A 22,957-nucleotide genomic window follows, 5' to 3' on the forward strand; every position below is an offset into this window, starting at 1 on the left:
CGGAACACCTAGGATCCGCGCCTATGACCCTGCTCGACACCCGTCGGCCCGGCCCCGCCCATCTGGCGCTGCCGCTGATCGCCGGTGCTCTCGCCGTTCTCGGGACGGTCGCGACCTACCACGTCTTCGTCCGGACCATCTCCGGGCAGTGGCTGGACACCGCGGCGATGCTCGGCACCGACGTGCAGCACCCGCGGGTGGAGGACATCCTCAGCCGCACCATGGACGCCACCACCCTGACCAGCCTGGTGCTGGTCTGTATGGCCGCCGCCGCGATCGGGGTGTTCCGGAAACGGATCGACCTGGCGGTCGGCGCGGCCTTCCTGGTGCTGGCCGCCAACGGGACCACCCAGGTGCTGAAGAGCACCCTGCCGCGGCTGCCGTTCGACGGGACGAACTACCCGAACTCGCTGCCCAGCGGGCACGTCACGGCGGCCGCCTCGGTGGCGTTCGCCCTGGTCCTGGTGCTGCCGGCGGCGTGGCAGGGGGCAGCCGCGCTGATCGGCGCGAGCTACACCGCGGCCATCGCGATCGGCACCGTGTGGGCGCAGTGGCACCGGCCCAGCGACGTCATCGCCGCCACCCTGGTGGTGCTCGGCTGCGGCGCGCTCGCGGTCCTGGTGATCCGGCTGTTCCGGCGGCGCCGGGCCGGCCGCCCGAGCCTGTACGCGGTGATCCCCCTGCTGGTCACGGCCGCGGTCACCGTTCCGGTCACGGTGCTCGGCCTGCTGCTCGGCAAGACCTCCGAGTCGATGACCACCCTGCCGGAACCCAGCCGGCTCGCCTTCCTGACCGGTGCGGCGGGTGTCGCCGCGGTGGTCGCCACCGGCTTCCTGACCTGGCTCTGGCTCACCCCCGGCGACGCGGACTGACCAGCCCGTTCTCGTAACCGAAGACCACCGCGTGCACCCGGTCGCGCAGGCTCAGCTTGTGCAGGATCCGGCTGACGTGCGTCTTGATGGTCTGCTCGGCGATGAACAGCTCCCGGGCGATCTCGGCGTTCGACATGCCCATCGCCACGTGCGTGAGCACCTCCCGCTCCCGGTCGGTGAGGGCGTTCAGCGCGGTGGACGGCGGGGTGGGCTGGGTGCCGATGAAGTTCTCGATCAGGCGGCGGGTGATCCGCGGGGACAGCAGCGCCTCACTGTTGGTGACCACCCGTACCGCCCGCATCAGTTCTTCGGGTTCGCTGTCCTTGAGCAGGAAACCACTCGCGCCGGCCCGCAACGCCTCGTAGACGTAGTCGTCGATGTCGAACGTGGTGAGCATCAGGACACGCGGGGTCGGGCCGGTCGCGCCGAGGATTTGCCGGGTCGCCGCAAGACCATCCAATTCCGGCATCCGTACGTCCATCAACACGACGTCCGGCCGCAAGCTCCGGGCCCGGTCCACCGCCACCCGGCCGTTCTCGGCCTCGCCGACCACCGACATGTCGGTCTGCGAGTCCAGGATCGCGTGGATCCCGGCCCTGATCATCGGCTGGTCGTCGACCACGAGCACACGGATCACGCTGACTGTTCCTCTGCCATCTGGTCCTCTGCCGCTTGTTCCCCGGCCGTTCGTTCCTCGGCCGTCTGTTCCTCGGTCAGGGGGAATCTGGCGGTCACCCGGTAGCCGCCCTCGGGGCGGGCGCCGGTCCGGATCGCGCCGCCGGCCAGTCTGGCGCGTTCGCGCATGCCGACCAGGCCGTGGCTGACTCCGCCGCCGTCCTCGATCGGGCGGGGCGCCTGGGTGGGCAGGCCGTTCACGACGTCGATCACCAGTTCCGTTCCACCATCATTTATTGCGATATTTACTGATGTAGGGGCACCGGGGGCATGCCGGACCACATTGCTCAGGGACTCCTGCACGATCCGGTACGCGGCCAGACCCACCGTGTCCGGCAGGTCCAGGCCGTCCAGTTCGACCGCCAGCTCCACCGGGATCCCGCCGCGCCGCGCCGAATCGGCCAGATCGGCCAGATGCTCCAGGTCCGGCATCGGCTGCAGCTCGTTCTCGGCGTCCTCCTCACGCAGCAGGGCCAGCAGCTGCCGCATCTCGCGCAGCGCCCGGCGGGTGCCGGCGGCGATCCGGACGAACTCGGCCCGCGACTCCGGATCCAGGTCCTTGATCCGGTACTCGGCGGACGTCGCCTGCATGTGGATCACCGACATGCTGTGCGCGACCACGTCGTGCAACTCGCGGGCGATCCGGTTGCGCTCCTCGACCAGAGCCCGCTGCGCCTGCTCCAACTCCACGTCCCGCTGCGCCTCGGCCAGCTGACGGCGGGCGGTGCCGCGCTGGTTCCAGGCGATCACCGCGAACAGGGTCAGCACCGAGACCGTCGCGTACAGCACCAGGGACAGGTCGCCGTCGTCCAGCGGCCGGTGCCGCGGATCGGCCAGCACCAGGACGATCGCCGCCAGGGCGGTCCCCCACCAGGTCAGCACCGCCTCCCGCCACGGCCGGGTCGCACCGACCAGCCCGACGTGCGCCACCAGCAGCACCAGCACCGGACCCGGCAGCGGCCACAGCCCCGTACCGACCGGCTGCACCCAGGCGAACGTCATGAACCCGCCGAGCTGCAGCACCAGCGCGGGCCACGGCCGCCACAGCGCCATCGGCAGGGCGACGCACTGGGCGGTGGCGGCGGCGTACGACACCAGCAGCGGGACGTTGTAGATCGAGGTCATCAGCAGTGACGTGACGACCAGGAGGAAGCCCGCGGCGGCGCCCACGATCAGCACCATGTTGCGCCGTGTCCCGTCCATGTCAGGGAATCTACCTACCGGGATCTTGATCAGGCGTCCCTCCGCGGAGCCACCGCACCCCCTACCACGGGACTACCCGGTCCGGCCCCGTGGAGGGACGCCCGGGGCGGCACCCGCGGCAGACGCTGTGCGGCATGGATCCCTACCTGGTACTGGGCCCCCTGGTCCTGGTCGAGGGCCCCGCGGCGACGATCACCGCGGGTTCCCTGATCGGCGCGGGCGCGGCGGCCTTCTGGCCGGTCTGGGGAATAGTCGTAGCAGCCGAAACCCTCGGCGACAGCCTGCTCTACCTGGCCGGCCGCACGGCCCGCCGCTCCGCTTCGCCCATCTCCGCTCCGCCCACTTCCGCCCTACCTTCCGCCCCACCCTCCGCCGCGCCTTCCACCCGGCCCTCCACCGCGCCCTCTACCCCGTCTTCCACAGCGCCCTCCGCCACGTCTTACACCGCGCCTTCCACCCCACCCTCCGCCACGCCTTCCACCCCGCCTTCCGCCACGCCTTCCACCCCGCCTTCCACCGCGCCTTCCGCCCCATCTTCCTCAGCCGCGTTGCGGTCTTGGGCGGCGCGGCTCGTGGAGCGTCCCTCGGTGGCGGCCGTTTTGGGCCGGCTGGCCGGGATGCCTCTGCACCGGCTCGTCATCGCCGCGAAGCTCGTCGACGTCATCGCGCTGCCGGCGTTCGTCGCGGCGGGACTGGCCGGCTTTCCGTACCGGCGGTTCCTTGCCTGGGTCGTGGCCACCGCCGCCGTACGCGGACTGATTCTGATCGGCCTCGGCGTCCTGATCGGCGACCGCCTGGCCGGCCTGCTGGCGCTGCCCGGCGGAATCCTCCTGCTCACCGCGGCCGTCGCGGTGCCGGTCCTGAGCCTCCACCTGCTGTTGAAGCGTCTTCTCCTGCGAAAGGGAAAACTCCCATGCGTATCCTCATCGGCGCCGACACCTACGCACCCCACGTCAACGGCGCGTCCTATTTCGCCCAGCGCCTGGCCGTGGCACTGACCGCCCGGCACGAGGTGCACGTGGCGGCCCCGTCGACGACCCTCCGTAGCCACACCACCTTCAGCGCGGACGGCGTGATCGAACACCGGGTCCGATCATTCGCGGTCCCCGGCCACCCCGGTTACCGTTTCTGCCCACCACTGGGCCTGCGCGCCGAGGCCGCCCGGATCCTCGACGAGGTCCAACCGGACGTGGTCCATGTGCAGAGTCATTTCCCGCTGTGCCGGGCACTGATCCGGGCGGCCCGCGAGCGGGGCCTGCTCGTGATCGCGACGAACCATTTCATGCCGGAAAACCTGATCCACTACCTTCCCATCGGTACGGCCGGTCGAGCGAGCCTGCACGGCTGGGCCTGGCGCGACGCGGCCCGGGTCTTCGCCGAGGCCGACATCGTGACGGCGCCCACCCCCTATGCCGCGGCGCTGGCCACGATGTCCGGGGTGGCCGGCCCGGTGCTCCCGATCTCCTGCGGCATCGACCTGACCCGTTTCCGCACCGAGGCCCCGTCAGCGGATCTGCGGAGAACCTTCAACCTGGCCGCAAACCCGATCATCACGTACGTGGGACGCCTGGACGCAGAGAAACATGTTGACGTGTTGATCCAGTCGTTCGCATTGATCCAGTCGTCAACACCAGCAAAGCTGCTGCTGGTAGGCACCGGAGCCGAACACCGGTCCCTGGCTACGCTGGCGGAGGACCTGGGCGTGGCGGATCACGTGGTCTTCACCGGTTTCCTGCCCGACGAGGATCTCCCGGCGGCATACGCGGCCACCACGGTCTTCGTGAACGCGGGCACGGCAGAGTTGCAGAGCCTGGTGACCTTGGAGGCGATGGCAAGCGCCCGCCCGGTGATCGGAGCAGACGCGGCCGCCCTACCGCACCTGGTGGTGAACGGCGAGACCGGCTACCTGTTCCCCCCAGGCGACGTGGCAGCGTTGGCAGACCGCCTACGAAGCATCCTGGAGAACCCGGTCCATGCCGCCGAACTGGGCTACCAGGCCCGCAGAGCAGCAGAACAACACGACGAGTCCCGAACAGTGGCAGCCTTCGAAAACCTGTACGCGATCCGCCGCCCCACCCCCGCCGCCGCCACGCCCCATCCCGCGCCCACAGACCATCCCGCCACCGCCGGCCATCGCACCCCTGGCAGCCACCCCACCACCGCCGGCCAACGCACCCCTGGCAGCCACCCCACCACCGCCGGCCATCCAGCATGACCTCCTGTCAGAGCAGACATGAACCAGCCGCGCCGCCCGCCCCGATCCCGCGTCCCGAACCCGCCTCCGAACACGAGCCGACAATCCGACTTGTACCAAACGGTCAACCTGCACCAAGCCGTCAACATGTACCAAGCCGTCAACATGTACCAGGCCGTCAACATGTACCAAGCCGTCAACATGTACTGAGGTCTTAAGACGTTCCCGGCGATCAACATGTTCCGGCCCGCAACGAGATCACCCGTCCTGACCGCGCTTCCCCTTCTTACGGCGGCGGTCTCCGGTCTTTCGGGGTGCATCGGCGGGATCAGCGGGCAGCCGGGTGGGGCGACGGCGCCCGGTGGTATCTCGGGGTCCGGCTCGGCCTTGCGCTCACCGTGGGCGCCGGGACCGCTCTGCTCCTCGTGGGAGATGTCGATCCGATGGATCAGATGCTCAGTGACTCGGTGCAGAGTTGGCCCGGCGCCGTTCTGCTCGCGGTCGCGGCGTCCGCCCTGGCTGCGGCGGGCGCCTGGTTGCAGGTGGGCGCACGCCGGGAACTACCGCGAGGTGGACCACTTGCGCCGGTATTGACGGTCTGGTGTGTGGCCCTGCTCGCGGTGGCTGTCTTTCCCACCAATCTGCCCGGTACGGAACCCGGCCTCACTGCCATGATCCACCGTGCCGCCGCGGCTCTCGTGGCCGCGCTGCCCCCGCTGTTCACCCTGCTCATCGTGAGGCGGATCGCCATGGCCGGCGGCGACGACGATCCCGGCGAGGACCGCGGACGTCCTGGAAGCGGCAAGGGCCGCGACGGCGCGGGTGGTGGGACCGGGATTCGTCTCCTTCGGGTGGTGGGCTGGGGGACGGCTGCCGCCTGTGGACTGTTCGCCCTGGTGAACGGACCAGCGGTTCTTGCCGAGCAGGGGCTTCCACCGTATGCCGGGCTGCTGGAGAGGGTGCTGCTGGTACTGGTGTTGCTGGCCGTGGGTCTCTGCGGCCGGCTCACCCACCGAGTTCGTCGGTAGGGCTCGATGTCGGCAGGTGCGACATCGAGTCCTACCGACGTCACGCGAGTTGCGGTGCGGACCGGGACGAACGACTACGCGACCCGCCGGTACTGGGTGAAATCGGTGCGCTTGCGGAGTACGAAACCTATCGACTCGTACAAGCGGATGGCGTTGACGTTGCCCGCCGCGGCGTGCAGGAACGGGATCTCGGCCCGCTCCCGGATGCCTGCCGCCACGGCGCGTACCAGACGGCTGGCCAGGCCTTTCTTACGATGCCCGGGGTCGGTGCAGACCGCGCTGATCTCGGTCCACCCGGCCGGGTGCAGCCGTTCGCCGGCCAGGGCGATCAACCGCCCGTCGGGCGCCCGCAATCCCAGGTAGGTGCCCAGCTCCACGGTTCGCCGACGGAACGGGCCGGGCTGGGTGCGGTCGATCAGGTCCAGGATGTCCGGGACGTCGGCCGGGCCTAGGCGTACCGCGGCGGGGTCGAAGTCGCTCTGGAAAGCCGGTGTGGACACCAGCTGCACGCCGGAACCGCCGGCGCCGATCTCCCAGCCGGGGAACACCGCCCCGCCGGCGCCGGTGATGGCCACCGTGCCACCCACCGGCACCAGCCCGGCCAGGTCCTTCCACGCTTGCGGGTCGGCGGGGTCGGCCACGGCGTGGAACGGGGCCACGTCGTCGTCGTACCGGGCCGCCTGCCCGTTGGTGACCGCGAACCGGGCGTGGGCTCCGGTCAGGGAACTCCACGCCGGGTTGTCCAGGACCGCCGTCGAGGTCAGTGAGCTGGTCACTTGCCCTCGATCGGCAGGCCGGGCGGGTTGACCTCGGCCTTCTGCACGGCTTCGTTCGCCAGGTTCCAGCGGTCCAGGATCTTGCCGTAGTCACCGGAGGCGATCAGCTTGTCGAGGGCCGCCGCGTACGCCTTGACCAGCCCGTTGTCCTTCTTGGTGGTCAGCGCGATCAGCCCCTGCAGATCCTTGCCGGCCCCGGAGTAGGTGCCGACGATCTCCGCGTCGCCGACGGTCGCGACCTGGTAGGCGGCGGCCGGCGACGGGCCGAGGTAGAGGTCGATCTGGCCGGAGCCGAGCGCCAGGAACGTGGCCTGGTTGGTCTGGTAGTACTTGATCTCGACCTCGGGCAGCCCGGCCGCCTTCACCTCTTCGGCCCATTCGACCAGGATCTTCTCCTGGTTGGTGCCGGACCCGACGGCCACCTTCTTACCGGCGATGTCGGCGGCCTTCGTGATCGTCAGACCGGAGCCCTTCTTCGCCAGCCACGCCAGGTTGTCCAGACGGTAGGTGACGAAGTCGTACTTGAGTTTGCGCTCCTCGGTGACCGTGATGTTGGAGGCGCCGAGCTGGAACTTGCCGCTGTCCAGGCCGATGAACAGGTTCTCCCAGGAGGTGTTCTCCAGGACCGGTTCCAGGCCGAGGGTGCTGGCGATGGCGGCCGCGACGTCGGGTTCGCTGCCGATCAGGGTCTTGTTGTCGTCGGCGGCGAACGCGAGCGGCGGGAACCCGGCACCCGCCGCACCGACGCCGATGATCAGCTTGCCGGAGGCGGCGACGTCGGCCGGGAGCAGGGCGGCGGCCGCGTCGTCCTTGGCCGGCAGGATCCGCTGCTGGTCGGCGCTGGTGTTGAGCTTCGGGCCGGCGGACGCACCGGTGGCGGCCACCGGCGTGGTCTCCTCAGGAGCGGCGCACGCGGTGAGGACGAGGGCCGCGGCGACCGAGGTGAACAACAATCTTCTGCGCATGGCGTTTCTCCTGAGCGAAATCAGACAAGAACCGCGGACAGGAAAGCCCGGGTCCGTTCGTGCTGGGGGTTGTCGAGGACCTCGGCGGGGGTGCCCTGCTCGACGATGCGCCCGGAGTCCATGAAGACGACGGTGTCCGCGGCCTCCCGGGCGAACCCGATCTCGTGCGTCACCACGATCATCGTGACGCCGGTGGCGGCCAGATCCCGGAGCACGTCGAGCACCTCGCCGACGAGTTCCGGGTCGAGAGCCGAGGTCGGCTCGTCGAAGAGGATCAACTTCGGGTCGAGGGCCAGGGCACGCGCGATGGCGACACGTTGTTGCTGGCCACCGGACAATTGCCGCGGGTACGCGTGGGCACGGTCCCCGAGACCCACCCGGGTCAACAGCTCGTGTGCTCTGTCGTACACCAGCCGCTTGGGTTTTCCTTGCGCCGAGATGGGCGCCTCGGTGATGTTCTCGAGGGCGGTGAGGTGCGGGAACAGGTTGAAGTTCTGGAAGACGAATCCGATCCCGGCGCGCTGCTTGAGGATCTGCCGTTCGCTGAGTTCGTGCAGCCTGGTGCCGCTCTGCCGGTAGCCGATCAACTCACCGTCGACCCGAACCAGCCCACTGTCGACTTTCTCGAGGTGGTTGATGCATCTGAGCAGTGTCGATTTGCCGGAGCCGGAGGGCCCGAGGACGACGGTGACGGTGCCGGCCGCCGCGGTGAGGTCGATGCCGCGCAGCACCTCGGTGGTCCCGAAGGTCTTGTGCACTCCGGAGATCTCGATCATCGCTGGACCGCCTTGAGAAGAGGCGCCGCCTTGAGGAAGGCCGTGAGCTTCTGGAACGGGGTGGGCGGCAGGTTGCGGACCGCGCCGCGGGCGAAGTGCCGTTCGGTGTAGTACTGCAGGATCGACAGCGCGGCGGTGAGGATCACGTACCAGACGGTCGCGACCATCAGCAGCGGCACCACCCGCCCGCTGCGGCCGTAGATCACCTGGACCTGGTAGAAGAGTTCGCCGATCGCCAGGACGTACACGATGGACGTGCTCTTCAAGAGGTTGACCAGCAGGTTCGCGGCGTTCGGCAGGATCGCCCGCATGGCCTGCGGCAGCACGATCCGGTAGAACTGCCGCCATTTCGGGATGCCGAGCGCGGCGGCGGCCTCGTGCTGGCCGTGGTCGACGGAGAGCAGCCCGGCCCGGATGATCTCCCCGGCGTAGGCGGCCTCGTGCAGGGCCAGGCCCAGGATCGCCGCACCGAGGGAGCTGATCAGGTTGACCGTCGGGAACGACCAGCCGGGCCCGAACGGGATGCCGATCTGCAGGAACTCGTAGAGGTAGCCGAGGTTGGCCCAGAACAGCAGCTGCACCAGCAGCGGCACGGACCGGAACACCCAGATGTAGGCCCAGCTGACCACGGACAGCACCGGGTTGGGCGACAGCCGCATGGCGGCGAGCGGGATGCCGCCGAGGAAACCGAGCACCGCGCCGGCGAAGGTCAGCAGCAGGGTGACCCCGAGGGCCTCCACCACCGACTTCTCCAGGAAGTAGCCGAGGAAGGTCGACCAGTCCCAGCCGGGGTTGGTGGCCAGCCCGTGGACGAACTGGGCGAGCAGCACCAGCACCAGCGCGGTGCCGGCCCAGCGCCAGGGGTGGCGGGCGGGGACGACGACGAGCTGCTCATCGGCTGTCTCCGCCCGGCGTTGCGTGGTCAGGACGGTCATGCCGATGACGCTAAGCAGCAGGCCACATTGCCCACAAGTCCTACCGAGAATATATGTTTAAACAACGCGTTACGGTATTGCGTCTACTCCCATAGATGCGATAGGAATACAGGGCATTGACTTCCGGCTCTGGAGATCTCCGTGACCACGACGCTCGCTCCCGCGCCACCCGCCCCGCCCGGTTCCGCCGGCGGCACCGCGGCCCTCGCGCCCAGCGGTGGCCTGCGCCGCCGCCTCGCGCTGCGGCTGCTCGCCCTGGTCGTGCTCTACGTGCTGTGGGAGGTGACGGCCCGGGTGATGCGGAACCCGGCCTTCATCCCCTCGCCCGGCGCGGTCTGGGACCAACTGATCCGCACGTCCACCGAGGGTTACAGCGGACACTCGCTGCTCGAACACCTCGGTGTCAGCCTCCGCCGGATCGTGATCGGATCCGCCATCGGCATCGCCGGCGGCCTGCTGATCGGTGTGCTCCTGGGCACCGTCGGCTGGCTGCGGGTGGTCGCCGAGCCGGTGGTCACGTTCATCCGGGCGCTCCCGCCACTCGCCTACTTCAGCCTGTTCATCATCTGGTTCGGCATCGACGAGACGCCGAAGCTGTGGCTGCTGTCGATCGCCGCTCTGCCGCCGGTCGCGGTGGCCACCGCCGCCGCCGTGCACGGCGCCCCGACCGGCCTGGTCGAGGCGGCCCGCGCGCTCGGGGCGAGTAGGTGGCAGGCCACCCGGGACGTGGTGCTGCCCAACGCGCTGCCGGAGATCTTCACCGGGATCCGGCTGGCGGTCGGTGTCGCGTACTCCTCGGTGGTCGCCGCCGAGACCATCAACGGCGTTCCCGGCATCGGCGGCATGATCCGCGACGCCCAGCGCTACTCCCAGACCGACGTGGTGGTCCTCGGCCTGTTCGCGATCGGACTGTCCGGCCTGCTCATCGACTCCCTGCTGCTCAGCGCGGAAACCAAGCTGATCCCGTGGCGCGGACGCGTCTAACACCAAAGGAACCCCTGTGAAGAAGCTCGCTGCCCTCCTTTCCGTGCTGCTCCTGGCCGCCTGTGGTGACGGCGCCGCAAGCGGTGGCGGTGATCCGGCGGAGAAATCCATCCGGCTCGCCTACCAGGCGTTTCCCTCCGGCGACCTGATCGTCAAGAACCAGGGCCTGCTCGAGAAGGCGCTGCCCGACTACAAGATCACCTGGACCAAGTTCGACTCCGGCGCCAGCATCAACACCGCGTTCGTGGCGGGCGCCGTCGACATCGCCGCGATCGGCTCCAGCCCGGTGGCCCGTGGGCTGTCCGCGCCGCTGAACATCCCGTACCAGGTGGCGTTCGTCCTGGACGTGGCCGGTGACAACGAGGCCCTGGTGGCCCGCAACGGCAGCAACGTCACCGACGTGGCGTCGCTCAAGGGCAAGAAGGTCGCCACCTCGTTCGCGTCCACCTCGCACTACAGCCTCCTCGCCGCGATCGAGCAGGCCGGGCTGAAGGAGTCCGACCTGACCGTCGTGGACCTGGAGCCGCAGGACATCCTGGCCGCCTGGACCCGCGGTGACATCGACGCCGCCTACACCTGGCTGCCGACGCTCGACGAGCTGAAGAAGACCGGCAAGGTGCTGATCACCAGCCGGGAACTGGCCGCCAGCGGCAAGCCCACCCTGGACCTGGGTGTCGTCTCCACCGCGTTCATCGACGCGCACCCGGAGGCGGTCGACGCGTGGCGCAAGGTCGAGGCGCAGGCCCTGGACATCATCGCCAACGACCCCACCGCCGCGTCCACAGCCGTCGGCAAGGAGCTGAACCTGACCCCCGAGGAGGCGCTGGGCCAGCTCAAGCAGGGTGTCTTCCTGAAGCCGGCCGACCTGTCGTCGGCGGAGTGGCTGGGCACCGAGGACAGCCCCGGCAAGCTCGCCGACAACCTGGTCAGCGCCGCCGAGTTCCTCAAGGCGCAGCAGAAGATCGACGCCGTCCCGGCGCTGGACGTGGTCCAGAAGGCCGTCTACACCAAGGGGCTTCCCGGTGTCCTCGGCTGACGCGATCCGGATCGACGGGCTGACGCACTCCTACGGCGAGACGCTCGCGGTCGGCCCGATCGACCTGACCGTGCCGGAGGGCGAGTTCCTGGTGCTGGTCGGCGCGTCCGGCTGCGGCAAGAGCACGCTGCTGCGGCTGATCGCCGGGTTCGAGCAGCCGACCGGCGGCAGCGTGCTGACCGGTGGCGCGAAACCGGTCCCGGGCAAGGGCGCGGGCCTGGTCTTCCAGCAGCCGAGACTGTTCCCGTGGAAGACCGTCGGGGGCAACATCGAACTCGCTCTGCGGTACGCCGGACAGACGGTCACCGCCGAGCGGGTCGAGGAGTTGCTGGCCCGGGTCGGGTTGCACGACGTGGCCAAGCGGCGGACCTGGCAGATCTCCGGCGGCCAGCAGCAGCGGGTCGCCATCGCCCGGGCCCTGGCCGTGGAGAACCCCCTGCTCCTGCTGGACGAGCCGTTCGCGGCCCTGGACGCGTTGACCCGCGAGAAGTTGCAGGAGGATCTGCGGCAGGTCAGTGCGGCCACCGGCCGGACCAGCGTGTTCGTCACGCACAGCGTCGACGAGGCGGTGTTCCTGGGCAGCCGGGTCGTGGTCCTCACGCCCCGGCCGGGCCGGATCGCCCTGGACCTGAAGGTGGGCCTGCCCCGCTCCGGCATCGCCGCCGACGAGCTGCGCGGACTGCCCGAGTTCGCGGCGCTGCGGGCCGAGGTCGGCCACGCCATCCGGGACCGCGTCACGGTGTGAACCCTGCCGGGCGGTGATCAGTACCGGGGAACTGCTCGCCGCCGCCGGCCCGCTCCCGCTGCGGCTGCGGCACGTCGCCGTCTGGGCCCGGTTCACCACGGACCGGGCCCGCTTCACCACGGACCGGGCCCGGGAGCCTCAGCGCAGCAGCGGCAGCAGCTCGTCCTCGACCCGGTTGATCGTCCGCACGTCGAGGCCGGTCTCGGCGTATCTCACCACCGGCGCCCATTCGTCGAGGATGTCGAGGTGCCGGTGCTGCCGGGCGACCTCCGCGGCGGCCGCCTCCTCCGGGTCCTGCTCCTCGTCCTGGGCGGCCCAGTCCGCGGCCTGCACTCCGGTGTCGCTGACCTGCACGGCGAAGTCCGCGCTCTCGTACAGGTAGTGCAGGGCGGCGAAGAGCACCGCGACGTTGCCCTGCTCGGTGAAGTCCTGCGTGCCGTTCTGGCCTTCGTTGTGGCTGTGCTCGCTCAGGTGGTACCGCCCGATCTCGTCCGAGATCCGCCGATGCGCCGTCTGATCCCCGGCCGCCGCCATCCAGACCGCGTCGAGCAGATCCGCCCACTCCAGCCCGTCCGGCGCCTGCTCGGCCCGGAACCACCGATCGGCCACCGAAGCCGCGAAGAGCGTCCGCTGAGCCATGGACGCCACCCGAAGCCGCTGCTCGACACGTTTCTGCTCTTCCCCGTACGACATGCGCGCCACCCTATCCGCCACCCGTCGCCGGGATGGGGCGGGATTCCACAGTGTCACCGCGGCCGCGGGCAGCCCTGCATCGCTCCTCCCGACGGCCCATTCATCACCGACCCCAACCCGGCGGCGACGGTTTCCGAAGGCCGTGGCCGACGGCACTTGTCGTGGCCGTGATCGGTGTAGACCGGCGGGGCGGCAATGCCTTGCGTGGGGTTGGCTTGTGGGGCTGACTTCGGGGATGGGTCTGGACTTCGCCGCGGCTTATGACGCACTGAACGCTGACGATCATGACTATCGGTTCTATGCCGGGCTGGCGGATGAAGTGGGGGCCGGACGGGTTCTGGATCTGGGGTGTGGCACCGGGACGCTTGCCCGGCTGCTCGCCTCGCGGGGGCGTACCGCGGTGGGCATCGATCCCGATCCTGAGATGCTGCGGGTCGCCCGCGGGAAGCCCGGAGCAGAGCAGGTCGACTGGCGGCTGGGCCGCAGCGACCTGGCCGATGACGACTCCGCCGACTTCGCGGTCATGGCGGGGCACGTGGCTCAGGTGTTCCGTACCGGCGAAGAGGAGTCGACCCGGGACGTGCTCGCCTTCCGGGACGCCGCTGAGCTGGTGCGATCGGTGGAGGAAGCGGGGTTCGCGGTCGAGCGCCGGTACGGCTTCTGGGATCGGAGCCCGCTGACCGACGGTTCGCGGGAGATCGTTCTGGTCGTCCGGTAGGTGATCACAGGGCCGCGATCAGGGAGTCGATGCCGTCGGCGAGGCGGGCGCGCAGTGTGCGGTGGTGTTTCGGGGTGGTCGCGTGGACGATCATCAGGGTGTAGAGGGCCATCGCGGTCATGCTGATCAGGGTGGACGCCCAGGTCGGGTCGCCGGTGGTGTCCATCGTGCCGGTCACGTGGGCCAGCGTGAAACCTGCCAGGTTGTTCACCACGTGCAGGGCGATCGCCGCCTCCAGGCCGCCGGTGCGGATCGTCAGGAAGGCCGTCACCAGGCCGAACAGGATCGTGTCGGCCAGCAGCCACGGCGAGCCCAGGCCGTGGGCCAGGCCGAACAGCAGCGACGACAGCAGGATGCCGGGCACGGTGAGCTGATCCACGAACCGAACGCCTGCAGCAGCCAGCCCCGGAACAGGTACTCCTCGCCGGCCGCCTGCAGCGGCACCAGCAGCAACAGGACGGCCAGGAACCGCACGTCGAAATCGGTCAGCGAACTGCTTTCGCCGGGCAGCATGATCATCGCCGACGTCATCAGGGCCACGGCCACCGTCGCGAGCAGCAGAAACCGGCCCAGCAGGCCCCAGCGCAGCCGCCCGGCCACCGACGACAGCGTGCCGGCCGGGCGGCGCTGCGCCCATCCGGCCGCGAACAGGCACACCGGGGTCAGCATGCCGAGCACGATCAGGGTGATCGCCAGTTCACTCTCGGCGCCGCCGGCCAGGAAAGACCCGGCGTCGGAGGTCAGGAAGCCGGCGGGGCCGCCGAACGCGGCCACCATCGCGGAAGCGGCGCCGAACAGGCCGGCCAGCGCCAGCGGCAGTCCGAGAAGGATCACCAGGGTGCCGGTCAGCGGATGCCACCAGCGGTGCTTCCCGGTACGGGCCAGACGGTGGTAGGGGGTCGATGTCGTCATGCCGAGAACTGTCCCGCCGGCCACGGGCCCGATTCTTCTGTCGTACGGCGGAAATCGGCCTCTGACTTTGGTTGACATCCACGGCATCGTGATCCGACGCAGGACTGACGATCGGCGCGGCGATTCCCGGCAGAGTCATCGGCATCAACCGAACACCACGGAGGAATCGACAGATGCGTAAAGCCGGAATCGTCGTCGCCATCGTTCTCGCGGTCCTGTGCGGCGGCCTGGGATGGACCGTCTACCAGTGGGTCGACCTGGGCAAGGAGCTGACCGAGTCGAGCATCACCCGGGACGTTTTCGACGCCCAGAAGGAGGGCGCCGCGCAGGCCACGGTCACCGCGGCGCTGCCCGAGCCCCTGAGCGACATCTCCGAGAAGGAGCTCTACGCTGACGACCCGACCCGCAAGGGCATGCCGGCCGGGGCCTCGTGCGTCTATTACGGCATCAGCCCGATCGGCAGCGAGGGCGCGGACCTGTTCCGTTTCTGTTTCGTCGACGGCAAACTCGCCGAGAAGTCCGGCGTCACCATTCCCGGGGAGCAGTGAGTGGAAGTACGGGGCCGCTGGCGGCTGGTTTACGAGATCGGCCTGACCACGCTGGTGACGGCCGCGGCGACGGCGCCGGTCGCCGCGGCGGCCTGGTACCCGGCGGCCCCGTGGCTGGTCGGGGTGACCACCCCGCTGCTGATGGTGCTGAGGCTGTACCAGCCGCTGGCGGCGTACGTCGCCGCGGCGCTGGTCGGCCTCGGCGCCGGCGGGGAGGGCGCGGTGCTGCTGGTAGTGCTGAGCGCGTCCCTGGCGTACCGCGCCGCCCGGATGTGGCAGGTTCTGATCGGCCTGGCCGCCGGCTGGATCTGCTACGTGCTCTCGATCCTCTGGGAGGGGCCACTGACCGTCCAGTGGGCGGTGCTGCTCTCGGCGGTGTTCGCCCTGATCGGCTGCGCCCCGGCCGGGGTGGCCCGGCTGGTGCGCCGGCGGCGGACGCTGCTCACCGCGATGCACCACCGCAACGTGCAGCTGCACAGCGGGCACGCCGAGGCGGCCCGGCAGGCGCGGCTGCGGGAGCGGGCCCGGATCGCCCGTGACCTGCACGATTCGCTCGGCCACAAACTGACGCTGATCTCGCTGTACGCCGGGATGAACCGCAGCGACGAGACCGACCTGATCAAGCAGACGTCGTCGGCGGCGATGGCCGAGCTGCGGCAGATCCTCGGCCTGCTCGGTCAGGGCGACACCCAGCCGTCGGTACGGTCACTGGCCGATGTGGACGACCTGGCCGAGCAGGCGCGGGCCTCCGGGACCGCCGTGGAGATCGTGCGCGAGGGCGAGCCGCGCCCGCTGGCGGCGCTGACCGAACACGCCGCGTACCGGGTGATCCAGGAGGGCCTGACCAACGCGCTCCGGCACGCCGGCGGCGGGTCGGTCACCGTCCTGCTGCGGTACGAGCCGGACGCGCTGATCGCCGGGGTGACCAACACGGCGGGCCGCAGCACCGTGCGGGAGTCGTCCGGGCAGGGCCTGCTCGGACTGACCGAACGGGTCCGGGTGGCCGGCGGGGTGCTTTACCACGGGCCCACCCCGGACGGCGGGTTCCGGCTGGCGGCGACCCTGGCGTACACCGCCGAGGACTTCACGCCCGCCCCGGACTTCGTGGCGGTCGTCGACCGGCACACCCGCCGGTCCCGTCTGGTGCTGGCCACCACGGCGGTCGCGATCGCCGGGTTCCTGGTCCTGTGCGGTGCGGGACTGTGGCTGACCGCGGACCTGGTGGCGGTTGACCGGAGCACGTACGACGCGATCCGGATCGGACAGCCGGAGTCGCAGGTGCGGGCACAGCTGCCGGATCTCGACACCGCGGTGGCCGGGGCGCCGGACGGGTGCGTGGACTATCAGGCCGGCATGCTCGAACAGCTCGGCGCCCAGGACGGTGCGATGATCTACCGATTCTGTTTCCGGGACGGGGTGCTGGTGGACAAGCGGGTACGGGAAGGGGCGCGATGACCGGGAGCCTGCGGGTGGTGCTGGCCGACGACGATTCGCTGATCCGGGCCGCGATCGGCATGATCCTGCGGTCCGCCGACGGCATCGATCTGGTCGCCCAGGTCGCCGACGGGCGGGCCGCGGTCGAGACGGTGGTCCGGGAGCGGCCGGACGTGGCGCTGCTGGACATCCAGATGCCGGTGATGGACGGGCTGGCCGCTCTGCGGGAGATCCGCCGGGCGGCGCCGGCCGTGCGGGTGGTCGTGCTGACCACGTTCGGTCAGGACGAGTACGTGGCGCAGGCCCTGGACGCGGGCGCGGCCGGGTTCCTGCTCAAGGAGTCGGCGGCCGAGGAGCTGGCGTACGCGATCCGGGCCGCCGCCGACGGGAACGCCTACCTGTCCCCGAAGATCACCCGGCAGCTGCTGGACCGGTTGCCGGCCACGACCGTACGGCCGGATCGGGATCTGGCTCTGGTCGAGGGTCTCAGCGCCCGGGAGCGTGAGGTGCTGGTCCTGCTCGCCCAGGGTCTGTCCAACGCCGAGATCGCCCAGCGGCTGTTCGTCTCCGAGGGCACCGTCAAGACCCACGTCTACCGGGTCTTCACGAAGGTCGGGTGCGAGAACCGGGTGCAAGCCGCCATGATCGCGCAGCGTGCCGGGCTGCTCGGCGGTTAGTCACAGTGTTGGGTACAGTGGCCGGGGCTACGGGAAGGACTCATCGATGACTGCCGGTTTCCGGCGATGGTGGAGCGGTGCCACGGCGGCCCTGCTGACGCTGGCTCTGCTGGTGACTCCGGCGTCCGCGGCGCCCGGCGGGACCGCCGACGAGAAGGGCGACGACCTGTCGGCCGTGATGGAGGCCACCAACCGGCGGTTCGTCGCCGCCAAGGGTGCCGTCGAGCTGTCCCGCAAGAACCAGCAGAAGCTGGCCGCCCAGCTCAAGACCGCCGAGACCCGGCGCGACAGGCTGATTCCCGAGGTCAACTCGATCGCCCGCGAGCAGTACCAGGCCGGCGCCCTGAACGCGGCGGGCTTCCTGCTCAACGCCGGGTCCTCCGACGACTTCTGGAACAAGGCGATCTCCCTGGAGGAGATCAACAAGCTGCACGACGGGACGCTGCACGAACTCGACGACGCCATCCGCACCGTCGCCGACAGCAAACAGAAGATCGACGCCGAGGTCCGCAACGAGCAGAACCAGCTGTCCGTGCTGCAGAAACAGAAGGACGCCGCGGACCAGCAGCTCGACCTGCTCGGCGGCGGCACCGGCATCAACCGGACCATCACCGAGGGTTTTGTCGACGCCACCTCCAAGGACGCCGCCCCGGCCCCGCGCAACGCCGGCGGCGGTTTCTCCCCCGAGGCCTGCAACCAGCCGGACGAGACCACCGGCGGCTGCGTCACCAAACGGACCCTGCACATGTACGAAGAGGTGCGCAAAGCCGGTTTCAAACGGTTCGTCGGCTGCCACCGCGACGGCGGCCCGTTCGAGCACCCCAAGGGCCGGGCGTGTGACTGGTCACTGCAGAAGAGCGGGTTCTCCTCGGCGCACAACGACGACATGATGCGGTACGGCAACGACCTGACCGCGTTCCTGGTCCGCAACGCCGACGAACTCGGGATCTACTACGTGATCTGGTACAAGCAGATCTGGTTCCCGGCCGCCGGCGACTGGCACGCCTACCACGGCGTCAGCGACCACACCGACCACGTGCACGTCTCCCTGCTCTGACCCCTGGACAGGGTGGCCGCGTGCCGGAGGGGCGGCTGGTGCGGGCTCGCGGCCGGTGGCCGGCGGTGCTGGTGCTGGGCGTGCTGCTCCTGGTCGACCGGGAGAGCGCGCGCGGGCTCTCGTTCGCCGGCCAGCACCGGGCCGTGCCCGGCGCGCTGGTGCTGGCGGCGATCGCACTGGCCGCACCGGCCCGGCCGCTGCTCGCCGGGGGTGGAGCACCACATCGGCGGCGTGGTCGTGCAGGCCCAGGCCGCCCGCCGACTGCGGCCCGACGTGTGCGTCCTGGACATCCGGATGCCCGGCCTGGACGGCCTGGAGGTGACCCGTCTGCCGGCCGGTCCCGGAGTCACCGACCCGATCCCGGTCGTCGTCATCACCATGTTCGACACCGACGAGCATGTGGACGCCGCCCTGCGCAACCGGGCCAGCGGCTTCCTGCTCAAGGACTGCGGGACGAACCTGCTGTTCGAGGCCGTGCGCGCCGCCGTCCGCGGTGACGCCCTGGTGGCGCCACAGGTGGCCGTACGGCTGCTGCGGCGTCCCGTCCTGGCCCCGCCGGCGATCGCCGCCACGGTCTGGCAGTACCTGACGTTCCGCACCCCGGACCAGGAGATCGCCGAAGTTCTGGCCGGCCTGCTGGGGGCGCTCGCCTACGCCACCGGTTTCCTGCTGTTCATCGGCACCCGCCCCGGCCGGCCGCCGAACGCCTGCTGGCGCCGCTGGGCCGGATGGCCCTGACGAACTACCTCTCCGCATCGGTCATCGCGGCCGTCGTGGGGCCGCTGATCGGGCTGACGGGCTCCGCCCACTACGGCCGGATGGCGCTGTTGGCCCTGCCGATCATCCTGGCCCAGCTGGCTTTCTCCCACTGGTGGCTCACCCACCACCGGTACGGCCCCGCCGAATGGCCGTGGCGCACCGCGACCTGGTAGCGCCGCCCCACCACCGTCCCGGCCCGGCCCACTCACGACGTCCCGGCGGGGCGGGCCGGATAGTCACGGCCGGTCGGCCGCCACGCGACCAGGTGCGTGAGTCGCACGGGCCGGAGAGAAAGCGGCCGCGACCACCCGGCAATTGATACTTTCCGATCATGAGCTGCTACGTCTGTCGAAACAACGACCAGTTCGACCAGTTGCCGCCCCGGGAGCGGATCGCCGCCGACACGTATTGGCGTGTCGCTCATGCGTTCAACAGCACGCTGCCGGGCTGGCTCGTCCTCGTTCCCCGGCGTCACGTCACCACCGTCGCCGGGCTGACCGATGACGAGGCCGCGACCCTCGGCACCTGGCAGGTCCGCCTGTCCCGGGCCCTGCACGAGGCGACCGGTTGTGTGAAGACCTACGTCATCCAGTTCGCCGAGCAGGAAGGCTTCGGGCACGTCCACTTTCACGTCGTGCCCCGCATGGCCGACATCCCCGACGACCTCCGGGGCCCCAAGGTCTTCGGCTACCTGGCCCGGCCGCCCGCGTCGGGGATCGACGAGCGACAACGCGACGATCTCGCAGCCGCCCTGCAAGCCCGGCTCGGCCAGGCCCGCCCATAGCCACTACTCGTTCAGTCGGGGATCTCCTCCGGATCCTCGCCCTGATCAGCGGACAGGTCTGTGGTGGGGTCGGCGGGCAGGTCGGTTGAGGCATCGGCGGACAGATCGGGGACGGGGTCCATGGGGGTGCGGTGGGACGGGTCGGGGCGGGGGCCGGCCAGCTCGACCAGGTGGTGGCGCAGGGACTGGGCGGCCGCCGACAGTGGGCGGTCGCGGTGGTGCAGGACTCCGATGGGTGGGTGGACCGGGGGCGGGTGCAGGTGGCGGATCTCGGTGGGGGAACCGTTGGGGCTCTCCGCCGTCGAGCGGGGCAGCAGGCCCACCCCCAGGCCAGCGGCGATCATCTCGCGGATGCCGGCCGGGCCGTCGGTCTCGTACTGGACGCGGGGTGTGAAGCCGGCCGAGCGGGCCGCGTCGTCGAGGATCCAGCGCAGGCCGCTGCCGTGCGGCATGCACACGAACGGTTCGTCGCGGGCCTCGGCGAGGGTGAGCCGCCCGGCCCGGGTCAGGGCGTGGCCGACCGGCAGGGCCAGGACCAGGTTCTCGTCGACCAGCGGCAGGGTGTCGAAGCGGGGTGGCACGTCGGCGTGCAGCGGGCCGACGACCAGGTCGAGTTCGCCCAGGTCGAGGGCGCCGAGCAGGCCGGTGATCAGTCCGGAGCGCTGGCGCAGGGCGATGCCGGGGTGCCGTTCCCGGAACCGGGCCAGGGCGTTCGGCAGGTCGTACACGGCCAGGGCCGCGGTGACACCGACGGTGACCCGGCCGCTGACGACGGCGGTGATCTCGGCCATCTCGGTGCGGGCGCCGTCGAGTTCGGCGAGAACCCGGCGGGCGCGGGCGACGAACAGTTCCCCGGCCGGGGTGAGGGCGACCTTGCGGGTGGTCCGGGCGAACAGGGTGACCCCGAGTTCGATCTCCAGGGCACGGATCTGCGCGGACACCGCCGACTGGGCGATGTGCAGGCGTTCGGCGGCCCGGGTGAACCCGCCGTACCGGGCCACCGCCTCCACGTAGCTGAGCTGCCGCAACTCCACCCGGCGATGGTGACGGCCACAGCGGGCGAGGTGTGCCGAACTCCGGCGGTGTCACCTGTTAGAGAATGGCGATAAACGTTCGTCGCATCGAACTTGGCAAGTTCCGGGCGGGGTGGAAGGGTCGTTCGCGTGACCGACGACGCTTACCGCTGGCTCGAGGATCTGGACTCCCCCGCCGCCTTGGAGTGGGTGACGGCCCGCAACGCCGAGACGACGGCCACGTTGTCCGGCGACCGGTTCGCCCGCACCAAGGACGCGTTGCGCGAGGTGCTGGACAGCAAGGACCGGATCCCGTTGCCGAACCGGCGCGGCGACGGCCTGTGGTACGACTTCTGGACCGACGCCGACCATCCGCGCGGGCTGTGGCGGCGGACCACCGCGGAGGGTTTCCGGCACGACGAGCCGGAGTGGGACGTGCTGCTCGACGTCGGCGCGCTGAACCGGGCCGAGGGCGAGAACTGGACGTGGAAACGGGTCGCGGTGCTGCGCCCCGGCTATCACCGGTGCATGATCAGCCTGGCCCGCGGTGGTTCCGACACGGCGGTGATCCGCGAGTTCGACCTGACCACCCGCACATTCGTCACCGGCGGTTTCGCCCTGCCGGAGTCCAAGGGCGGGGTCTCCTGGCGTGACGCCGACCACCTGCTGGTGTCGGCCGACTTCGGGCCCGGTTCGCTGACCGCGTCGGGTTACGCGCGGGTCGTCAAGCTGTGGCGGCGCGGCACCCCCCTGGCGGAGGCCGAGACGGTTCTCGCCGGCGAGACCGAGGACGTGCTGGTCACCGCCTCGTGGGATGCGACACCCGGGTTCGAGCGCGGCCTGGTGACCCGGCTGGTGACGTTCTTCCGCGCCGAGCACCACCTGTACCGGGCCGACGGCGAGCTGGTCCGCATCGACGTGCCCGAGGACGCCGTCATCGACCTGCACCGGGAGTGGATGCTGGTCACGCTGCGCTCGGAGTGGACGGTGGGCGGGGTGACGTACCCGGCAGGCGTCCTTCTCGCCGTTGATCTGGAGGGTTTCCTGGCCGGCCGGCGCGAGCCCACCGTGCTGTTCGAGCCGGACGAGCACACCTCGCTGACCGGCTGGTCGTGGACCCGCAACCACCTGCTGCTGGCCACCTCCCGCGACGTGCGGTCGCGCATCGAGATCCTCACCCCGGGCGGTCCGGTGTGGCGGCGCGAGCCGGTGCCGGGCGCGGGCGAGTTCGACCAGACCACCATCCTGGACACCTGCCCGGCGCTGGACGACACGTTCCTGCTGTCGTCGGAGGGTTTCCTGCGCCCGGCGACGCTGAGCCTCGGCACGGCCGGCGGTGATCTGGAGGTCCTGAAACAGGGGCCGGCGTTCTTCGACACCACCGGGATGACCGTGCGGCAGTTCTTCGCGGTCTCCGCCGACGGCACCCGGGTTCCCTATTTCGTGGCCGGGCCGGGCGGAGGATCAACACCGTCACCCACGCTGCTGTACGGGTACGGAGGTTTCGAGGTCCCGATGAGCCCGTCGTACAGCGGGCTGACCGGCCGGGGCTGGCTGGCACACGGCGGGACGTACGTGCTGGCCAACATCCGTGGCGGCGGGGAGTACGGGCCGGCCTGGCATCAGGCGGCGCTGCGTGAGGGCCGGTTGCGGGCGTACGAGGACTTCGCCGCGGTCGCCGCCGATCTGGTCACCCGGGGCATCACCACCCCGCAGCAGCTGGGCACCAGCGGCGGCAGCAACGGCGGCCTGCTGATGGGCGTGATGCTGACCCGGTACCCGGAGCTGTTCGGGGCGGTCGTGGCCCGGGTGCCGCTGCTGGACATGCGGCGCTACACGCAGCTGCTGGCCGGCAAGTCGTGGATCGCGGAGTACGGGGATCCCGATGTGGAGCAGGACTGGGCGTTCCTGCGGGAGTTCTCGCCCTATCAGAACGTGCGCGCCGACCGGGCGTACCCGCCGATGTTGCTGTTGACCTCGACCCGCGACGACCGGGTGCATCCGGCGCACGCCCGCAAGATGATGGCGCTGCTGACCGAGAAGGGTCATCGCGCCGCCTACTACGAGAACGTGGAGGGCGGTCACGGCGGCGCCGCCGACAACGAGCAGGCGGCCCTGCTGTGGGCGCTGACCTTCGAGTTCCTGCGCCGCGAGCTGGGCGCGCGGTGACGCC

General features: G+C 70.4%; 26 protein-coding genes. 16 read left to right on the plus strand and 10 right to left on the minus strand.

Annotated features, from left to right (window positions below):
* The first annotated feature begins 23 nt into the window (after positions 1-23).
* Entirely contained in the window at positions 24-872 is an 849-nt protein-coding gene (locus Aco03nite_RS24205) for a phosphatase PAP2 family protein (RefSeq protein ID WP_203798091.1), read from the plus strand.
* Here Aco03nite_RS24205 and Aco03nite_RS24210 read toward each other — a convergent pair.
* Entirely contained in the window at positions 850-1,509 is a 660-nt protein-coding gene (locus Aco03nite_RS24210; RefSeq protein ID WP_203798092.1) for a response regulator, read from the minus strand. The genes Aco03nite_RS24205 and Aco03nite_RS24210 overlap by 23 nt on opposite strands.
* Positions 1,506-2,750, minus strand: a complete 1,245-nt coding sequence (locus tag Aco03nite_RS24215) for a sensor histidine kinase (RefSeq protein WP_203798093.1) — start codon at positions 2,748-2,750, stop codon at positions 1,506-1,508. Before Aco03nite_RS24215 ends, Aco03nite_RS24210 begins: the two co-directional genes overlap by 4 nt.
* 587 nt (positions 2,751-3,337) lie before the next feature.
* Between Aco03nite_RS24215 and Aco03nite_RS24220 the strand changes: the two genes are divergently transcribed.
* The 3 genes from Aco03nite_RS24220 (at position 3,338) to Aco03nite_RS24230 (ending at position 5,972) form a co-directional block, all read left to right on the plus strand.
* Complete coding sequence (locus Aco03nite_RS24220) at positions 3,338-3,748, plus strand: hypothetical protein (RefSeq protein ID WP_203798094.1); 411 nt, start codon at positions 3,338-3,340, stop codon at positions 3,746-3,748.
* On the plus strand, positions 3,664-4,965 hold the full coding sequence (locus tag Aco03nite_RS24225; RefSeq protein ID WP_203798095.1) for a glycosyltransferase: 1,302 nt from the start codon (positions 3,664-3,666) through the stop codon (positions 4,963-4,965). Before Aco03nite_RS24220 ends, Aco03nite_RS24225 begins: the two co-directional genes overlap by 85 nt.
* A 377-nt stretch (positions 4,966-5,342) precedes the next feature.
* Complete coding sequence (locus Aco03nite_RS24230) at positions 5,343-5,972, plus strand: DUF998 domain-containing protein (RefSeq protein WP_275415894.1); 630 nt, start codon at positions 5,343-5,345, stop codon at positions 5,970-5,972.
* A gap of 74 nt (positions 5,973-6,046) precedes the next feature.
* Here Aco03nite_RS24230 and Aco03nite_RS24235 read toward each other — a convergent pair whose 3' ends face one another.
* Genes Aco03nite_RS24235 through Aco03nite_RS24250 form a run of 4 tightly spaced genes read right to left on the minus strand, consistent with a single transcriptional unit; the run spans position 6,047 to position 9,424 of the window.
* Complete coding sequence (locus Aco03nite_RS24235; protein ID WP_203798101.1) at positions 6,047-6,748, minus strand: GNAT family N-acetyltransferase; 702 nt, start codon at positions 6,746-6,748, stop codon at positions 6,047-6,049.
* Positions 6,745-7,713, minus strand: a complete 969-nt coding sequence (locus tag Aco03nite_RS24240; protein ID WP_203798104.1) for an ABC transporter substrate-binding protein — start codon at positions 7,711-7,713, stop codon at positions 6,745-6,747. The genes Aco03nite_RS24235 and Aco03nite_RS24240 overlap by 4 nt, the downstream gene beginning before the upstream one ends.
* Before the next feature lie 20 nt (positions 7,714-7,733).
* Entirely contained in the window at positions 7,734-8,489 is a 756-nt protein-coding gene (locus Aco03nite_RS24245) for an amino acid ABC transporter ATP-binding protein (RefSeq protein WP_203798106.1), read from the minus strand.
* On the minus strand, positions 8,486-9,424 hold the full coding sequence (locus tag Aco03nite_RS24250) for an amino acid ABC transporter permease (RefSeq protein WP_203798109.1): 939 nt from the start codon (positions 9,422-9,424) through the stop codon (positions 8,486-8,488). Before Aco03nite_RS24250 ends, Aco03nite_RS24245 begins: the two co-directional genes overlap by 4 nt.
* A gap of 141 nt (positions 9,425-9,565) precedes the next feature.
* Between Aco03nite_RS24250 and Aco03nite_RS24255 the strand changes: the two genes are divergently transcribed.
* Genes Aco03nite_RS24255 through Aco03nite_RS24265 form a run of 3 tightly spaced genes read left to right on the plus strand, consistent with a single transcriptional unit; the run spans position 9,566 to position 12,189 of the window.
* A complete protein-coding gene (locus Aco03nite_RS24255) occupies positions 9,566-10,408 on the plus strand; it encodes an ABC transporter permease (RefSeq protein WP_203798112.1) in 843 nt (280 codons plus the stop codon).
* 16 nt (positions 10,409-10,424) lie between these two features.
* Positions 10,425-11,444 (plus strand): taurine ABC transporter substrate-binding protein, encoded by a 1,020-nt coding sequence (locus Aco03nite_RS24260; protein WP_203798115.1) that lies wholly within the window; start codon positions 10,425-10,427, stop codon positions 11,442-11,444.
* The gene (locus tag Aco03nite_RS24265; protein ID WP_203798117.1) at positions 11,431-12,189 is read left to right on the plus strand and encodes an ABC transporter ATP-binding protein; all 759 of its coding nucleotides are present in this window, start codon (positions 11,431-11,433) and stop codon (positions 12,187-12,189) included. Before Aco03nite_RS24260 ends, Aco03nite_RS24265 begins: the two co-directional genes overlap by 14 nt.
* Before the next feature lie 138 nt (positions 12,190-12,327).
* Here Aco03nite_RS24265 and Aco03nite_RS24270 read toward each other — a convergent pair whose 3' ends face one another.
* Positions 12,328-12,882 (minus strand): hypothetical protein, encoded by a 555-nt coding sequence (locus Aco03nite_RS24270; RefSeq protein WP_203798119.1) that lies wholly within the window; start codon positions 12,880-12,882, stop codon positions 12,328-12,330.
* 217 nt (positions 12,883-13,099) lie between these two features.
* On the opposite strand from Aco03nite_RS24270, the gene Aco03nite_RS24275 reads away from it, so the two are divergent.
* Entirely contained in the window at positions 13,100-13,600 is a 501-nt protein-coding gene (locus Aco03nite_RS24275; RefSeq protein ID WP_239145384.1) for a methyltransferase domain-containing protein, read from the plus strand.
* Positions 13,601-13,604: 4 nt separating this feature from the next.
* Here Aco03nite_RS24275 and Aco03nite_RS24280 read toward each other — a convergent pair whose 3' ends face one another.
* Both Aco03nite_RS24280 and Aco03nite_RS24285 read right to left on the minus strand, forming a co-directional pair.
* Entirely contained in the window at positions 13,605-13,964 is a 360-nt protein-coding gene (locus tag Aco03nite_RS24280; protein WP_203798122.1) for a CPBP family intramembrane glutamic endopeptidase, read from the minus strand.
* Positions 13,868-14,512, minus strand: a complete 645-nt coding sequence (locus Aco03nite_RS24285; RefSeq protein WP_203798124.1) for a hypothetical protein — start codon at positions 14,510-14,512, stop codon at positions 13,868-13,870. Before Aco03nite_RS24285 ends, Aco03nite_RS24280 begins: the two co-directional genes overlap by 97 nt.
* A 173-nt stretch (positions 14,513-14,685) precedes the next feature.
* Between Aco03nite_RS24285 and Aco03nite_RS24290 the strand changes: the two genes are divergently transcribed.
* From Aco03nite_RS24290 to Aco03nite_RS24320, 7 genes are all read left to right on the plus strand, one after another.
* The gene (locus Aco03nite_RS24290; protein ID WP_203798126.1) at positions 14,686-15,060 is read left to right on the plus strand and encodes a hypothetical protein; all 375 of its coding nucleotides are present in this window, start codon (positions 14,686-14,688) and stop codon (positions 15,058-15,060) included.
* Positions 15,061-16,515: a sensor histidine kinase gene (locus Aco03nite_RS24295; RefSeq protein ID WP_203798129.1), complete on the plus strand. Its 1,455-nt coding sequence runs from the start codon at positions 15,061-15,063 to the stop codon at positions 16,513-16,515.
* Positions 16,512-17,171 carry a response regulator gene (locus Aco03nite_RS24300; RefSeq protein ID WP_203798131.1) on the plus strand — a complete coding sequence of 220 codons (660 nt, stop codon included), beginning with the start codon at positions 16,512-16,514 and terminating at the stop codon, positions 17,169-17,171. Before Aco03nite_RS24295 ends, Aco03nite_RS24300 begins: the two co-directional genes overlap by 4 nt.
* 46 nt (positions 17,172-17,217) lie before the next feature.
* On the plus strand, positions 17,218-18,228 hold the full coding sequence (locus Aco03nite_RS24305) for a coiled-coil domain-containing protein (RefSeq protein WP_203798133.1): 1,011 nt from the start codon (positions 17,218-17,220) through the stop codon (positions 18,226-18,228).
* Between the two features lie 210 nt (positions 18,229-18,438).
* Positions 18,439-18,966 carry a response regulator gene (locus tag Aco03nite_RS24310; protein ID WP_239145385.1) on the plus strand — a complete coding sequence of 176 codons (528 nt, stop codon included), beginning with the start codon at positions 18,439-18,441 and terminating at the stop codon, positions 18,964-18,966.
* On the plus strand, positions 18,957-19,160 hold the full coding sequence (locus Aco03nite_RS24315; protein WP_203798135.1) for a DUF418 domain-containing protein: 204 nt from the start codon (positions 18,957-18,959) through the stop codon (positions 19,158-19,160). The genes Aco03nite_RS24310 and Aco03nite_RS24315 overlap by 10 nt, the downstream gene beginning before the upstream one ends.
* Positions 19,161-19,318: 158 nt before the next feature.
* Positions 19,319-19,771, plus strand: coding sequence for an HIT family protein (locus Aco03nite_RS24320; RefSeq protein WP_203798137.1), 453 nt, complete (start codon positions 19,319-19,321; stop codon positions 19,769-19,771).
* An 11-nt stretch (positions 19,772-19,782) separates the two neighbouring features.
* Here the strand turns inward: Aco03nite_RS24320 and Aco03nite_RS24325 are convergent, their stop codons facing one another.
* Positions 19,783-20,805: a LysR family transcriptional regulator gene (locus Aco03nite_RS24325; RefSeq protein ID WP_203798139.1), complete on the minus strand. Its 1,023-nt coding sequence runs from the start codon at positions 20,803-20,805 to the stop codon at positions 19,783-19,785.
* Between the two features lie 129 nt (positions 20,806-20,934).
* On the opposite strand from Aco03nite_RS24325, the gene Aco03nite_RS24330 reads away from it, so the two are divergent.
* On the plus strand, positions 20,935-22,953 hold the full coding sequence (locus Aco03nite_RS24330) for a prolyl oligopeptidase family serine peptidase (protein ID WP_203798141.1): 2,019 nt from the start codon (positions 20,935-20,937) through the stop codon (positions 22,951-22,953).
* Positions 22,954-22,957: the final 4 nt, after the last annotated feature.

It is taken from the genome of Actinoplanes couchii (genome assembly GCF_016862075.1).
Taxonomy (GTDB): domain Bacteria; phylum Actinomycetota; class Actinomycetes; order Mycobacteriales; family Micromonosporaceae; genus Actinoplanes; species Actinoplanes couchii.